13 protein-coding genes are annotated in these 15,058 nt (G+C 47.8%); 4 read left to right on the top strand and 9 right to left on the bottom strand.

Annotated elements, in window-relative coordinates; genetic code table 11:
* Positions 1-107 precede the first annotated feature (107 nt).
* From TX77_RS03485 to TX77_RS03475, 3 genes are all read right to left on the bottom strand, one after another.
* The gene (locus tag TX77_RS03485; RefSeq protein WP_049917282.1) at positions 108-1,232 is read right to left on the bottom strand and encodes an OmpA family protein; all 1,125 of its coding nucleotides are present in this window, start codon (positions 1,230-1,232) and stop codon (positions 108-110) included.
* Between the two features lie 134 nt (positions 1,233-1,366).
* Entirely contained in the window at positions 1,367-2,908 is a 1,542-nt protein-coding gene (locus tag TX77_RS03480) for a M20/M25/M40 family metallo-hydrolase (protein WP_044503439.1), read from the bottom strand.
* 14 nt (positions 2,909-2,922) lie between these two features.
* Complete coding sequence (locus TX77_RS03475; protein WP_044503438.1) at positions 2,923-3,372, bottom strand: GtrA family protein; 450 nt, start codon at positions 3,370-3,372, stop codon at positions 2,923-2,925.
* A 186-nt stretch (positions 3,373-3,558) separates the two neighbouring features.
* Here TX77_RS03475 and TX77_RS03470 point away from each other — a divergent pair, with 186 nt between their 5' ends.
* A complete protein-coding gene (locus TX77_RS03470) occupies positions 3,559-3,993 on the top strand; it encodes a MarR family winged helix-turn-helix transcriptional regulator (RefSeq protein WP_044503437.1) in 435 nt (144 codons plus the stop codon).
* Between the two features lie 56 nt (positions 3,994-4,049).
* On the opposite strand, the gene TX77_RS03465 is transcribed toward TX77_RS03470, so the two are convergent.
* The 5 genes from TX77_RS03465 to dapF form a co-directional block, all read right to left on the bottom strand.
* Positions 4,050-5,486 (bottom strand): GntP family permease, encoded by a 1,437-nt coding sequence (locus tag TX77_RS03465; protein WP_230198017.1) that lies wholly within the window; start codon positions 5,484-5,486, stop codon positions 4,050-4,052.
* A gap of 397 nt (positions 5,487-5,883) precedes the next feature.
* On the bottom strand, positions 5,884-6,306 hold the full coding sequence (locus tag TX77_RS03460) for an OmpH family outer membrane protein (protein ID WP_044503436.1): 423 nt from the start codon (positions 6,304-6,306) through the stop codon (positions 5,884-5,886).
* 15 nt (positions 6,307-6,321) lie between these two features.
* Positions 6,322-6,909 (bottom strand): hydrolase, encoded by a 588-nt coding sequence (locus TX77_RS03455; RefSeq protein ID WP_044503435.1) that lies wholly within the window; start codon positions 6,907-6,909, stop codon positions 6,322-6,324.
* Between the two features lie 100 nt (positions 6,910-7,009).
* Positions 7,010-8,143, bottom strand: coding sequence for a DNA/RNA nuclease SfsA (sfsA, locus tag TX77_RS03450; RefSeq protein WP_044503434.1), 1,134 nt, complete (start codon positions 8,141-8,143; stop codon positions 7,010-7,012).
* Positions 8,144-8,211: 68 nt separating this feature from the next.
* Positions 8,212-9,051: a diaminopimelate epimerase gene (gene dapF, locus TX77_RS03445; RefSeq protein WP_044503433.1), complete on the bottom strand. Its 840-nt coding sequence runs from the start codon at positions 9,049-9,051 to the stop codon at positions 8,212-8,214.
* Positions 9,052-9,252: 201 nt separating this feature from the next.
* On the opposite strand from dapF, the gene TX77_RS03440 reads away from it, so the two are divergent.
* Positions 9,253-10,095, top strand: coding sequence for an AraC family transcriptional regulator (locus TX77_RS03440; RefSeq protein ID WP_044503432.1), 843 nt, complete (start codon positions 9,253-9,255; stop codon positions 10,093-10,095).
* A gap of 3 nt (positions 10,096-10,098) precedes the next feature.
* Here TX77_RS03440 and TX77_RS03435 read toward each other — a convergent pair whose 3' ends face one another.
* Positions 10,099-12,381, bottom strand: a complete 2,283-nt coding sequence (locus TX77_RS03435) for a hydratase (protein WP_044503431.1) — start codon at positions 12,379-12,381, stop codon at positions 10,099-10,101.
* 321 nt (positions 12,382-12,702) lie between these two features.
* Between TX77_RS03435 and TX77_RS03430 the strand changes: the two genes are divergently transcribed.
* Positions 12,703-14,046, top strand: a complete 1,344-nt coding sequence (locus tag TX77_RS03430) for a citrate synthase (RefSeq protein ID WP_044503430.1) — start codon at positions 12,703-12,705, stop codon at positions 14,044-14,046.
* A gap of 2 nt (positions 14,047-14,048) precedes the next feature.
* Positions 14,049-15,044, top strand: a complete 996-nt coding sequence (locus TX77_RS03425; RefSeq protein WP_044503429.1) for an isocitrate/isopropylmalate dehydrogenase family protein — start codon at positions 14,049-14,051, stop codon at positions 15,042-15,044.
* Positions 15,045-15,058 lie beyond the last annotated feature (14 nt).

Genomic DNA, 15,058 nt, shown 5'->3' with positions numbered 1-15,058 from the left:
GAATTTTTTTCAATGAGTCCCAGTCAGCCCTTATTCCGTATATAAAAACTCGCATGGCATCTGCCATGCGAGTTTTATCTACGATTTCAAAGCGATGAAGCTGAATCTTAGTAGTGATGCCAAATATCGACGCGGCGATTATCGGCACGACCTTCTTCAGTGTCATTGGTGCTGGCCGGATCGGTCTTGCCTTTGTAATCGAGGACCATCTGAGAGGCCGGAACGCCCTGGCTTTCTGCATAAGCAGCGACGTTGTCTACGCGGCGTTTCGAGAGGTCATCGTTGTAAGCGTTGCTGCCTTTAGCATCGGTATTGCCGACGAGTTTAAAGGTGTCGTTCGGATAGGCTTTAGCAACCTGGACGAAGTGGTCCATCTTTGCTTTTTCAGAAGCAAGAGGCTGATCTTCGTCAAATCCGAAGTGAACGCTTTCGAGGTAGTAGTCGTTAGCCGGAGCCTGGGTCGGAGCCGGAGTATAAACCGGGGCCGGAGCCGGTGCCGGGTTGTAAACAGGAGCTGCCGGTTCCGGAGCTTCTTCCTTAGGACCGCCGCCAAAACGATAAGAAACACCGGCAATGAAGCCCTTGTAAGAAATATTGGCATCGTCATTTAAATCGCCTTTATCACCAAGTTTGGTGTTTAAATAACGATAACCGGCGTTGACGTCGAGATCCGGCGTGACATGGTAGCCGAGACCGGCTTCCCACATAGTCGTACTCTTAGTACCCAAAGCACCTTTTGCGTAAACGTCGAGTTTATCAGCCAAGGGAGCTTTGGCAATCAAGCCGATCTGAGCGATGTTGTTCGTATCAGATGTCGAATAACCGCGGCCGCTCAATTCATTTTCAATGCGGCTCCAGCCGGCATAGGCTGCAAAGTTTTTATTGATAGAGTAAATGGCGTTTACTTCCTGCTGAGAACCGTCGGTACCAATACCAAGAGTTTCATTGTTGCCATCGGATTTCAGGCCATAGTAGTTATACTGAAGGCCCCATTTATCCGTAAGGCCATAGGTTACGCCGCCTTGGAAATTCCAGTTTGTATCGGTGCTGACATCGCCGCCTACACCAACGACTTTATCAGCATCAACGGAAGCCTTGGTATTCCAGGCACCCAAATCAACCTGCCACTGTCCCTGTTCCTGTTCCCACTGCGTCTGCGGCGCAGCAAAAGCCAAGGATGCAGAGCATGCTGCCATAACAGCAGCCAAGACTAAAGATTTTTTGTTCATCATCAATCCCTGCTTTCTTATTTGAATTTAATATTGTCGCTTACGACATTATTATTTCATAGTATACCATATTTGTTTTACAATACAGTTACATTTTGCAATGCATTTTCATCATTACTTAAGAATTCCGATATCTTTTAAGAATCTATTTTCCCAACGTATGAAAGAATCGCATCTAAGACAGCCGGCAGTTTCTTCGATACACTTTCGATATTGACCCGTTCCGTCCTTTCATGGAGGTCTTTCCCCCAAGGACCTAAGAGCATAAAGGGGATTTGAAGTTTCTTAAGGCTGTTTAAGTCGAAGGGATAGGCTTTCCCCCATAAGAGGAGGTTCTTTTCAATCATCTTTTCATTAAAATTCGGATCGACGCAGCAGTAACTGCAGTCGGAAACGCCGTTAAAGTAACGGTTAAACCGGATGGATTCCATAGCGGACAATTTTTCCAACAACCCGGTAAACTCCGAATTTTGCGCGGCCATGCTGTCGGCTGCCGGATAATAGGGCGGAGCAAAGGCCACAACGGCCATGGGCGTCGTAATGCCTGTAAAATCAAGAATCTGTTCTAACAGGCGAATCGTTTCTTCAACATACGTACTCTTTCCTTCTTGGAGCGATACAAAGGATGCCTGTTTAGCAGCCTGATAAAAAACATCGAAGCCGGGGTAGGCCATGGCCTGCTGCATGAGTTCGTCAGCACTGAGGACATCCATAGGGAAGTCCCTCCCCATATTCTGAGACAAATCGTGAACGGCCCGCCTCGTTTCTTCCAACAAGACATACATCACGTCATCCGGTGTCTTTTGATACGTAAGGAGATTCAAGGCCGCCGCGACGCGCTGAGGCAGGGTAACATCATACCGTTCCTTTCGGTCGCGGAGGTATACCCAGGCCGGCGGCGGTGTCTGCTCACCGTCACAAGAATCGGTCAATTCTTTATTGCCTTCCGTATTGGCAATGAGTTGGGACAAGACGCCTACCGGATTGATTCCCGTATCATAGAGTCCGATGTGAACGGGTTTACCTTGAACCAAGACGACAGGCTGTATCTTGCCGACCGTTCCGGTAAACGAAATGATCTCGTCCTTTACCTTACGGTTCGGTTCACTGTCGATGAGGATATCGTACGTCAGGCGATAGGAATTGCGCAGTTCATTGAGCAAGGTGATGGCTGTCCGCATCCCGGCCGAATACGTTTCTTCGTCTGGAAGGGAAAGATACAGTAAACTGGCTTCTCCCGGATGTTTAGCATAGTCTTCAAAGACGGCCAATTGAGCAGCGGCGCCGCCTTTCATATCACACGAACCGCGGCCGAACAGCCATTCTCCGCTTTCAAGGTCACGGCGTACGTCTTCACTCATGTCTTTATGGGACAAGGCTTTTTTCAGTTCTTCCGGATCAAAAGCCTGGTCGCGCAGATTGCCGTATACTTCAATATCGACGACGTCATGATGATTCATAAAAATAACGGTACGACTGCTTTTCCCCCGAACCAATCCGTAGACGACGGATCGTTCACAGCGGTCGTTCGGTACGTGAATGAGTCCGCTGATAACATCCATTTCGGCAAAGAACTTTTGTAAATACTGTTCAATCTGTCGTTCTTTTGGCGTATTCGTCTCGCTGTCGATATGAATCATTTCCTGCAAAATTTCCATAATTCTTGATGCCTGTGCCATAAAGACACCCCCTTCTATTTAAAAATCCACTTTTTGCGCGATACGTAATTCCATACGGTAACGATAGCGCTGGCCATGATTTTTGAAATCATCGGATTTAAGCCCAAAAATGCCGGCGATGTAAACAGCCACATAAGCAGCAGGTTCCAGCCAAGGCCCATAGCACTGACGACGAACACCAAGGATACTTCCGTTCCTCGCTGATAACGGCTGCCGCTGTCAAAGACGAAGCGATTGCAAAGAATATAATGATACAGCGTCGACAAGGCAAAAGCCATGGTCGTAGCCGTTAAGACGGTCTGCGTCTGTACGGAAAAAACAAGGGCCGCCGACAGCAGCCTGAAAAAAATATAAAACAACGACCACTCTAATATGGCAGCCGAACCGCCGACCAAAAGGTACATAAAGATTTTCATGTACTCATTATCCGTGTAGTCAAATCCAAATATTTTCTTTTGCTTCATGGTTCCCCCAGAATCCTGCTTTCTTATTTTATCAATCTCATTATACGGCAGTAGATACAGAATTGCTACATCCTGACCTCTTTTCTTTTATTTCAAAAAAAAATTGATAGCTATATATACTGAAATATGATAAAATATATAGTAATTAGTAATACGAAATATTTTCAGAAAGAAGGAAGATATCCGGTGGATTACACGAGATGTATTAACTTTTTACTAACTATTTCACAACATGAAGTATTTTTAATTTTTTCCGAACACTTGGCAGAATTCGGCATTACCCCCGGTCAATACGGCGTACTGGCCTGTCTTTGGAAAAATGAAACCCTGACGCCAAAGGAAATCGCGACGATTCTGCGAGTCGAAAACTCAACCATTTCCGGCGTCCTCGACCGAATGCAAAAACGGGGCCTTATCGACCGCATCCTGGACCCGAAAAATCGCCGCAGCATCCGAGTCAGACCGACGGAAGCCGGCATGGCCATCCGAGAACCGGTGCAGCAGAAAATCGAAGAATTAAATGACTTGGTTTTCAAAGATTTTACGCCCAAAGAGCGCGAAGATGCCTTGAACATCCTGACCCGAATCGGAAGAGTATGTTCAACAGAACTAAAAGAATAGCCGAAAAAGGTACTGCCTCGTCTGAGTCAGTACCTTTTTTCACGAACTTTTTCTTTTTATACGATGCCGGTCAGCATATAGAAGAATACACCGAAGAAGGCAATGATAACTTTTAAGATCGTAATGGCAAACATATCTTTATAGGCTTCACGATGAGTCAGACCGCAAATAGCCAAGGTCGTGATGACGGCGCCATTGTGGGGAAGGCTGTCCATACCGCCCGATGCCATAGCGGCAATACGGTGGACGACTTCAGCAGGAATGCCGACAGCTGCCGTTTCAGCCAAGAAGTGCTGACCGAAGATATCGAGGGCAATACTGAGGCCGCCCGAAGCAGAACCGGTAATACCGGCCAAGATGTTGACCATTAAGGCAACGTTGAAAAGGGGCATGCCCTGACCAATCCCTAAGAGGGCATCGGCGATTTCCATGAATCCCGGCAAAGATGCGATGACGTTGCCGTAACCGACTTCGGAAGCCGTATTCATAATAGCCAGGAGAGATCCTAAAGCACCGGCATTAAGAGCCGCTTTGATGCTCGTATTTTTGGACATGAATTTACGTCCTGTTGCACTGGCAATGATAATGGCTGCCAAGAGGCCTATGACGAGAGCCCAAATGGCGACGACATTGTGAACACCTTTAGCCAGAAGAGGAACATTCATGCTGCGGAAGGGGCTCAATAAAGATTCATCCCACTGGAAAATCATAGAGAAATAGAAGTTTAAAACTAAGACGACGATAAGGGGAATAATGGACAACTGCCAGGGCGGAAGTTTGGCTTCCGGATCGATGACCGTTTCGTTAAGGGTATGGTTACCGTATCCTTCACCGGAACGAGCCAGTTGTTTACGACGGAATTCAAGATAAATAAAGCAGAGGATAATCAGCAAGGTCCCGCAGATTAGACCTAAGATCGGAGCTGCAAAGGTCGTCGTTCCCAAGTAAATCGTCGGGATAATATTCTGGATCTGAGGCGATCCCGGATAGCAGTCCATCGTAGCCGTGAAGACACCGGCTACAAAGCAGGCCGGAATCAAGCGTTTAGGAATATCGGCTTCGCGGAATAAAGCTGCTGCAAAGGGATAAACGGCAAAAGCACATACAAACATGGAAATGCCGCCGTAGCAGAGAATCATGCAGGCAAAGACGACGGCGAAGATGGCCTTATCTTTCCCGATGAGTCGAATCGTTTCCAAGGCAATACTGCGGGCCATCCCCGTTTCTTCCATAATCTTGCCGAAAACGGCACCGAGCAGAAAGACCGGGAAGAAGGATTTGATGTAGGTAACGGCTTTCGCCATAAACAGTTCCGTGTACCCCGGTAAGATTGGCAGACCCGAAAAGCTCGCTGCAAACAATGCGAAAATAGGTGCAAATAAAATGACCGAAAATCCGCGGTAAGCGAATGTGACTAATAAGAACAAACTCAATACAATAGCAATGATTTCCATATACTTATTCTCCTTTTCTTCTGTTTCCGAATGACTCATTTCGTACCCTCATCATACGTGAAATAAGCTGAGAATAAAATATAACGGCTTAAGACAGCCTTTGCGTTTTTTTGCCCAATTGGAAATTCCATGAATTCCTGCCATACGATTATCCGCATTTTTCCAGTTCAGACCTATCATTATAAGTACCTTTATTCACGAGAAGCTTCAGACAAATCGAATATGCCGTCAAAAATCCGAAAAACGTTTTTCTAACAATTTACCCCTCTTTCGGCAATGACTGCCTTTTTTCAAACTATCGAGGTTATGAAAAGTCCTTCACTCGCGCTGACACACACAGACAGGTTCTGACAAAAAAAAGACGCAGCTCCATCGAGCTGCGTCTTTATATATTTTATGATGGATCTTACCTTCCCTCAGACGGTAAATGCTGACCTTATTTTAAGCGAGCAGCAACGTCCTGGGTAATATCCTGGCTCTGACCGACAACGACGGAGCCGCTCAATACGACGTAATCCAAGCCTTTTTCTTTCTGAACAGCCTGGGTTTTATCAAGGATATCTTTTTCCAGCGGCTGGAATAAAGCGATACGCTGCTGGTTCAATTTATTGTTATATTTTTCGACTAAGGCCTGCTGAGCTTTTTGATCGTTCGTCTTCTTCAGATCCCGCTGGAAATCGTCCTGAGCCGATTTTACGTCGGCCTGCCAGGTGGCCATGGTCTTCGCGTACTTCGGATGATTCTGCAAGAGAGCGGCAGCGTCAATCGTACCCAAACCTGCTGCGAAAGAAGCACCGGCAGCACCCACTGTCAACATAGCCGCAGCCACAGCTGCCATAATCGTTTTGCGTAATTTCATAGTAGATTCCTCCTTTTATTCATCCACTCCGGTCAATTCCCGGCATTCGTTGCGAACACCGTCTTCACAGGAGCGCATAGCCAAAATAGTTTTTTCAAACAGTTCTGCCAAGTCCCAGCCCAATAATTCAGCGCCATTTTGGATGACTTCGCGGGAACAGCCGGCAGCAAACCGTTTATCTTTAAATTTTTTCTTTAAACTCTTTACTTCCATGTCTTTCGTGCTCTTTGAAGGGCGCATCTTAGCAGCTGCCCAAATAAGGCCTGTCAGTTCATCGGCAGCATAGAGGACTTTTTCCATCATATGTTCCGGTGCCACATCAACGCAGATGCCATAGCCATGGCAGACGACAGCATGGACAAATTTATCATCAGCACCGATTTCTGCTAAGAGTTCCGGTGCTTTTTTACAATGTTCATCGGGATACTGCTCAAAATCGACGTCGTGCAGGAGGCCGACGAGCCCCCAAAAGTCAACGTCATCGCCGTACCCTAATTCTTGCGCATACCAGCGAATGACCCCTTCAACGGTCAGGGCATGCATGATATGAAAAGGTTCTTTATTATATTTTTGCAGTAAAGCCAATGCCTGCGAGCGTTCCATAGCGCCTCGCCCCCTCTTAATCATTGATTTATCTCACATTATACCATAACCCCGCATAAAAAAAAGGTCGTTCATCATTTTTACGCTTATAATTTACATTTTATATCCTGTTTTTCAGTCGATTCATGCGAAAATCTTCGACAATTTGAATGAAGGGACGGTAGTGAATGGGGTTCTCTGTAAAGCCAAAGAGATGGGACAGACAATGGCAATCGGTGCAGCCAAATCCGTCGATACGCCAATCGGAAATCACCTCGACAGCTCCCGCCAATTCATGTTCTAAATCCTGGGACGTGCGAATGGGGATGGCAGCAATGACATCGGCTTCCTGCCGCAGGTAGTCGATGTGCCAATGGAATTTTTTACGCTTACGGCTGTGACGAGCCAGTCGGGCCGCTAAATTCTTCTTAGCCGATCCGGTATAGACGTAGTAGCCCCTTGGAAAGTGCATTATCCCTTTCGATCCAATAGCAATATCGGTATCATCTGCGATTCGGATGACGAAAAGATAGTCGCCGCTGTCATGATTTTCGGCCGTTAACACAGCTTCCGGATAGGTTAGGAGTCTTACCGGTTCCGGCCTTGAGAACGAGGAGTCCCAGCGAAGGGCCAAGGCCTTCCAATCGAGGCGAGGTGCCGCTTCATAAAAGGCTTCGGCAAAATTGGGATCCGTATGGTAATCGGGAAGGAACCACCGTGCCCGGTCCCAATGAACGAGGAATAAGACGCCCGTACGGATTCCCTTCTCGCTCATAGACGCCAATTCTAAAATATGCTTTCTCCCTCGTTCGGTGACGGCATCGGGGAACATCGCCCCATCGTCACTGAATAAGGTACAGGATTTCACTTCGACGAAAAATCGTTCTTCGCCCTTTCCTAAAAGGAGATCGAAGCGGCTGTCGCCAACAGTCACTTCACGGCGAACGAGGTTCCATTCTTCCCAACCCGGAATGAGATGGTTTTCGACAAGCCAGGCTGCCGTATCGTTATTATATTGTGTATCGAGTAAAATCGGAACGCCGTCGCGTTCGATGCCGACGACGTCATACGGCGTCTTGCGCTTGGGATTGTCTGCCGGCCGCACATAAACAATCGTCCCCTTAAAAAGAAGTTCCCACATCCTTCCGGGATTTGGCATATGGCAGGTAATCACCTGTCCGTCCAAGTCAACGTGGGCAATAAATCGATTGGGTCGATCTATGAATTTACCCTTCTGTATCTGTTTCATTTCCATAAAATACCTCACATATGAGAAAAAGAGGCTGCCATTGACAGCCTCTTTTTATTATATACAGTTATAAATTAATCTTCCAGCCATTCGCCGGTAAAAGTAACGGCAGCCGGACCTGTCATATAGACGTTACCGTCTTTTTCATCATATTCAATGTGAAGGGTTCCCAAGTACAGCTGAACGTCGACGCTGCGTCCCGTAAAACCATTCATGAAAGAACCGACGGCGCAGGCGCAGGAACCGGTTCCGCAAGCCAAGGTAGCGCCGGCACCGCGTTCCCAGGTATGGACCTTGATCGTATGGTCGTCGATGACCTGGACAAAGTTCATATTGGTCTTACGCGGGAAGGCCTTATGGGTTTCAAATTTAGGACCTAATTCATGAAGGGGGACGGCATCGACATCTTTTACATAGACCATCGTATGGGGTACGCCCATGAGCAGGCTGGTAATCTTATACGTCTTGCCATCTACTTCAAGGGGTTCGTCGACGACCGGGCCTTCAGGGCCTTCCATAGGAATCTGAGAACGATTGGTAAAGGGTTTCCCCATATTGATGGTAACTAAACTTACTTTTCCGTCATCGCCGAGAATGACCTTGGGCTTCATGATACCGGCCAAGGTTTCAACGGTAAATTCTTTTTTATCAATGATCTTATGGTCATAGACGTATTTTGCAAAGCAGCGGATACCGTTGCCGCACATTTCAGCTTCACTTCCATCGGCATTGATGATACGCATGCGGACGTCGGCTTTATCACTGGGAACGATGACGATGATACCGTCAGCACCGACGCCGGTATGAGGCGCACACAGCTTGATCGCTAACTGGGAGAAATCCTTGTCGGCTCCCTGCTTATCTTCAAAAAAGACGAAATCATTGCCTAAACCGTGCATTTTGACAAATTTCATATCTTGTACCCTCCATAAAAAATTATATACTCATAATGATTGATCATTAACTGTCTTGAATCCTTACAGCATCTATTATACAATAACTGAAAGTGAAAAGTATATGAAAATAATGTTATCTATATTGCAAATAATGCTATTTCAAGATAACTGAACTTCCTTTTGAAGAAAAGTCAATCAAAGAGAGAAGGAAAGACTGACATGGCACAAAAAACAGGCTACTTATCGGGTAATCTAAAACTGTTCCACTTAGTCGATAAAAGGCAGTGGACCTGTCCCTACCATTATCATGACTTTGACAAGATTACCCTCTTTTTCCAGGGACATGTATCTTACGATGTCGAGGGAACGGCCTACGATTTAAAACCCTTTGACATCGTCGTTATTCCGGCCGGAAAAATCCATCGTCCGAGCGTTACCGGCGACACGCCTTACGAACGCATCATCGCCTATATTTCTCTGGCTTACCTAAAAACTTATGCGCAGCGCGGCTGCCCTGTGGGCCAACTATTTTCCGACTCCGCCTCGCCCATCCTCCGCCAGCCCCAGGAAGCGGACAGCCTGTACAACGTATCCTGCCGTCTGAGGCGAGCCTGGTCTTATACGGGCCCGGAAGGGAACATCCTGCAGGAGGCCCTGTTTTCGGAATTCCTCATCCATCTTTGGATGGCTATGAAAACGCAGAAAATCGGCTTTGTAAAGAAAAAACAACAGCACCAAAAAATCGCCCATATCGTCGACTACCTCGAAAATAATCTTACCGCTGACCTGTCGATTCCGGCTCTGGCCAAACGGTTCTATATGAGCCCGGACTACTTGATGCACCTCTTCAAAAGTGAGACCGGCATGACCGCCGGCAGTTACATTACGGCCAGAAGGCTGCAAAAAGCCCGCCGCCTCATGCAAGAGGAACGGGCTTTGACAGAGCTTTGTTACGAATGTGGATTTACCAATTATTCGACCTTTTATCGAGCTTGGAAAAAACGCTACCATACGTCGCCGAAAGAAGGCCTCATCGAAAAGGACGATCTCTTCGATGAATGAGGATCAGCGATTGCGGTTGTAGTTAATCAGACTGCCGGCTTTAACGATTTTCTTTTCATCGTCCGTCATGGGAGCGATATAGAGGGACAGTTCCTTCATGCCCTTGGTGACGACATAGGCTTTAATATCCTTCATGTCGCCGTCGAGGGCCTTTTTGACGTCGGGAACGTAAATATAGTCGCCGATTTCAAAATCCGGTTCGCCTTCCATTTGGAAGGGCAGCATGCCCCAATTGATGACGTTGGAGCGGTAGCGCTTCGTCGCATACTCGCTGCAGATATTGGCCAGGCCGCCGAGGACGCGCTGGCAGCTGGCTGCCTGTTCACGGGCCGAACCGTCGCCGGGTTTTACGCAGTAAATCATACTCCCGATTTCAACTTCTTTCATGGAAACGCCGTCAAAACGCTGTTTCAAGGCTTCAAAGACAGCTTTTAAATCCGGATCGACACCGGCCGGGCAGTCTCCTGCTAATCGAGCCTGTTCGACTTTGTTTACGGCTTTAGCCCGTCCGACGTATTCCGGATCACGACGCGACAAGGTAAATTCAGCCAGTCCCAAGGGATTGGAACGATACGAAGACGTTTCCCCGGAAGGAATCAATTCATCCGTCGTCGTAACGGGGTCCATGATTTTCGAGCAGACTTTCAGCAGAATCGAGTCGGCCAACGGTTCCATATCGGGCCAGTCTTTGATATTCGGTCCATAGACCAGCGAATCTTCATCTTCACCTTGTTTAAATCCCTGATAAACCAAGGTTGCATACGGCTTATCGTCGTATTCATAAGGCGTTTCTACATAGTCATCCATATAGCCGTCAGCTGACGTCAGGACGCCGCCGTTAATGGCCGTCGCAGCAATAGAGCGAGCATCCATCAAGGCTACGGAAGCAAATTGGCCTTTGCCCGGTTTTGAACCTTCGCGGTTCGGGAAGTTTCGCGTCGTATGGCGGATACTGAAGGCATTGTTGGCCGGCGTATCTCCGGCGCCGAAGCAAGGACCGCAGAAGGCGGTCTTAAAGATGGCCCCGGCTTCGAGTAGGGTCGAAACGGTGCCGTTGCGGACAAGGTCCAGGTAAACCGGCTGGGATGAGGGGTATACGTCGAGGGAGAAGTCATGGCTGTTGCTGGTACCCTGTTTTAAAACATGGGCAGCGGCCACGACGTTGCTGTAATTACCGCCGGAGCAGCCGGCAATGATTCCCTGTTGTACCATGAGTTTACCGTCTTTAATTTTATCGGTAAGGGTGTATTTCAAATCTTTATTGCTCATGCGCTTGTTGATGGCTTCTTCCGTTTCATGGAGAATGTCTTCCAGATTGGCATTCAGTTCGTCAATGGTAAAGGCGTTGCTCGGATGCATGGGCATGGCAATCATCGGTTTAATCGTGCTGAGGTCGATATAGATGAAGCCGTCGTAATAGGCTACGTCAGCCGGATTCAGTTCTTTATAGGCATCGCCGCGGCCGTGCTGAGTGAGATAGGCTTTCGTATCTTCGTCGGTCCGCCATACGGAAGACAAGCACGTCGTTTCCGTCGTCATGACGTCGACGCTGTTGCGGTAGTCCGTATCCATGGAAGCGATGCCGGGGCCGACGAATTCCATGACCTTATTTTTGACGTAGCCGTTCTTAAAGACGGCTCCGACGATGGCAATGGCAATGTCATGAGGGCCGACGGCCGGATTCGGTTTTCCCGTAAGGTAGACGCCGACGACGCCGGGGTAGGCAATGTCATACGTATCTTCCAGGAGCTGTTTTACCAGTTCACCACCGCCTTCTCCGACAGCCATCGTTCCCAAGGCACCGTAGCGGGTATGACTGTCAGAACCGATGATCATCTTGCCGCAGCCGGCCATTTTTTCACGCATATACTGATGGATGACAGCGACGTGAGGGGGCACAAAAATACCGCCGTATTTTTTCGCTGCCGAAAGACCGAATACATGATCGTCTTCATTAATGGTGCCGCCGACGGCACAGAGTGAGTTATGACAGTTGGTCAGGACGTAGGGCAGCGGGAAATGATCCATCCCCGAGGCCTTCGCCGTCTGAATAATGCCGACGTAGGTAATATCATGAGACGCCATAGAATCGAATTTAATCTTCAAATTATCCATCGATGCTGACGTATTATGATTTTTTAAAATAGAATAGGCAATCGTTCCCTTCTTTGCGTCTTCTTTGGAAACAGTCTTTCCCGTAAGCTGCTGAACCTTAGCCGCTTTCTGTTCCGGTACGATATCCTTACCGTTAACTAAATAGACACCACCATCGTATAACTGAATCATACGTAACCCCTCCTTTGTCATCGCTGATGCGACGGCTTTTTCACAATATGAAATTTAGTAAAATAATTTTCACAATATAAAATTTATTCCATTTCAGTAAATATTATATCATACAAAAAAAGGCCTTGACTACCCTTTAAACGTTACATAGTTTGCATGATTTTTATTTTACTTTGTCCATTAATATGCTATAATAACTTATACTTTACAGGAATATTCTGAAAAATATTCCCTATAAAAAAAATATGAATATTCCTGAATAACCGATAATTTATAAGTTATTCCTCTATATTCATACTCGAAGGAAAGAGAGGAATCAAATTGGATAAAAATATTTATTTAGCCCAATTTTACGGCAAGTCACAGAACTACACGCAGATTCCCCGCGAATGGTTTTCCAAGTACGGTGTAAAGCGTGGCTTGCGTAATGAAGATCATACCGGCGTCCTCGTCGGTTTGACCCGCATTGCCGATGTCGTCGGCTACCGTCGCGACGAAAATGACCAAAAAATCGACTGTGACGGCATCTTATACTACCGCGGCATCGATATTCGCGAGCTGGTCAAAGAAACGAATTATAAAGGTTATTTATACGAAGAAGCGAGTTTTCTTCTCCTCTTCGGCTACTTGCCGACCGAAGACGAATTGAAAGCCTTCTGTAAGGTGCTGCAAAACGGATATGATCTGCCCGATGACTTTTTGGAAATGAACCTCCTTCGCCTACCGGGCAAAAATCTGATGAATAAGCTGCAGCACGCCTTGTTGACCTTGTACAACTATGATCCCGATCCGGACAATACGGATGTATATCAGACCCTGCGCAAAGGGCTGAACATCATGAGCAAGCTGCCCTCCATTGCCGTCTATGCTTATATGTCCAAGATTCACTATTACAATCGTAAGAGTCTGGTCATTCACTACCCTCGCAAGGACTATTCGACAGCCGAAAATATTTTATCCATGCTGCGCCCGGACAGCAAATTCTCTCCCAAAGAAGCGCAGCTCCTCGACCTCTTGCTATTTCTCCATGCCGACCACGGCGGCGGTACCAACTCGACCTTCACCAATATCGTCGTTTCCTCTACAGACACCGATATTTATTCGAGTATGGCAAGTTCCGTCGGCGCCCTTAAAGGACCGCGTCACGGCGGCGCCAACATCCGTGTCTCCTTGATGATGGAACAGATCATCGATGCCATCGGCATCAAGGCTACGGACGACCAAATCGTGGAAGTCATCCATCAAATCCTCAATAAAACCTTCAAGGGAAGCGACAAGGGCCTGGTATACGGTTTCGGCCATGCCGTCTATACCCTGTCCGACCCCCGAGCTGAAATCATGCGTCATTACTGCGGCATCTTGGCCAAGGAAAAAGGCATGAACGACGTCTTCCGCTTCTACAACCGCTTTGAAAGATTGGCCATGGATACCCTTACCAAAGAAAAAGGCGTCACCATGTGCAGCAACGTCGATTTTTACAGCGGCTTTGCCTATAATATGCTGGGCATTCCCCGCGATTTATACACGCCGCTGTTCGTCATCAGCCGTATGGTCGGCTGGCTGGCCCACAACATCGAACACAAGCTCTACGACAACCGCATCGTCCGTCCGGCCGCCAAGTACGTCGGCGACCTCATGGATTATATTCCCCGAAAGGACAGATAACCATGAAGACAATCACCGTATTCAAAGGCGACGGCATCGGTCCCGAAATCACCGATGCTGTCCTTGCCATCCTCGACGCTGCCAAAGCGCCTCTCAGCTACGAAATTTTCAATGTCGGCGCTGCTGAATATGAAAAGAACGGCGCCCTCATTCCCGATGCTGCCTTTGCTTCTTTTGAAAAGACCCGCATCCTCTTAAAGTCGCCCATTACGACGCCCATTGGCAAGGGATTTCGTTCGTTAAACGTCACCTTGCGCAATAAATACGATCTCTATGCCAATATCCGTCCGGCCAAGTCGAATACGGCCGTACCGACACCGTTCCCCAACGTCGACGTCGTCACCTTCCGTGAAAACACAGAAGATTTATATATCGGCGTCGAATATAAGATGAATGAAGATACGGTTCACGCCATCAAACTCATCACGAGAAAAGCCAGTGAACGCATCATTCGCTCGGCCTTTGAATATGCCATTGCCCACGGACGCAAAAAAGTCACTTGTGTCCATAAGGCCAACATCCTCAAGATGAGCGACGGTTTATTCCTCGACACCTTCCGCACCGTCGCCGCTGACTATCCGCAGATCGAAAGCGATGATAAAATCGTCGACAATACCTGCATGCAGCTGGTCATGCGTCCGGAACAGTTCGATGTCATCGTCATGCCAAACCTCTACGGCGATATCATTTCCGACCTTACGAGCGGCCTCATCGGGGGCCTGGGGCTCCTGCCTTCCATGAATATCGGCGACGATTACGCCATGTTCGAAGCCGTCCACGGCAGCGCTCCCGATATTGCCGGCAAGCACATTGCCAATCCGACGGCTCTTCTTTGGTCAGCCTGCATGCTCCTTGAACATATCGGTGAAACGGCCATTGCCGAAAAGATTCGCAAAGCCGTCGATGCCGTCCTGGCAGAAAAGAAAGCCCTGACGCCGGACCTTGGCGGAAAGGCGACGACCGAAGCCTATCGCGACGCTGTCATCGCCCATTTATAAAGAATCATATCATG

Origin of the sequence: Megasphaera massiliensis (assembly GCF_000455225.1) — a bacterium.
Lineage (GTDB): Bacteria > Bacillota > Negativicutes > Veillonellales > Megasphaeraceae > Megasphaera > Megasphaera massiliensis.
This window is presented reverse-complemented; position numbering and strand designations above follow the sequence as displayed.

What these genes read in the sequence shown, in the direction of transcription:
- TX77_RS03485 (WP_049917282.1), bottom strand. Translation starts at nt 1,232, where the DNA reads ATGATGAACAAAAAATCTTTAGTCTTGGCTGCTGTTATGGCAGCATGC.
- TX77_RS03480 (WP_044503439.1), bottom strand. Translation starts at nt 2,908, where the DNA reads ATGGCACAGGCATCAAGAATTATGGAAATTTTGCAGGAAATGATTCAT.
- TX77_RS03475 (WP_044503438.1), bottom strand. Translation starts at nt 3,372, where the DNA reads ATGAAGCAAAAGAAAATATTTGGATTTGACTACACGGATAATGAGTAC.
- TX77_RS03465 (WP_230198017.1), bottom strand. Translation starts at nt 5,486, where the DNA reads ATGAGTCATTCGGAAACAGAAGAAAAGGAGAATAAGTATATGGAAATC.
- TX77_RS03460 (WP_044503436.1), bottom strand. Translation starts at nt 6,306, where the DNA reads ATGAAATTACGCAAAACGATTATGGCAGCTGTGGCTGCGGCTATGTTG.
- TX77_RS03455 (WP_044503435.1), bottom strand. Translation starts at nt 6,909, where the DNA reads ATGGAACGCTCGCAGGCATTGGCTTTACTGCAAAAATATAATAAAGAA.
- sfsA (WP_044503434.1), bottom strand. Translation starts at nt 8,143, where the DNA reads ATGGAAATGAAACAGATACAGAAGGGTAAATTCATAGATCGACCCAAT.
- dapF (WP_044503433.1), bottom strand. Translation starts at nt 9,051, where the DNA reads ATGAAATTTGTCAAAATGCACGGTTTAGGCAATGATTTCGTCTTTTTT.
- TX77_RS03440 (WP_044503432.1), top strand. Translation starts at nt 9,253, where the DNA reads ATGGCACAAAAAACAGGCTACTTATCGGGTAATCTAAAACTGTTCCAC.
- TX77_RS03435 (WP_044503431.1), bottom strand. Translation starts at nt 12,381, where the DNA reads ATGATTCAGTTATACGATGGTGGTGTCTATTTAGTTAACGGTAAGGAT.
- TX77_RS03425 (WP_044503429.1), top strand. Translation starts at nt 14,049, where the DNA reads ATGAAGACAATCACCGTATTCAAAGGCGACGGCATCGGTCCCGAAATC.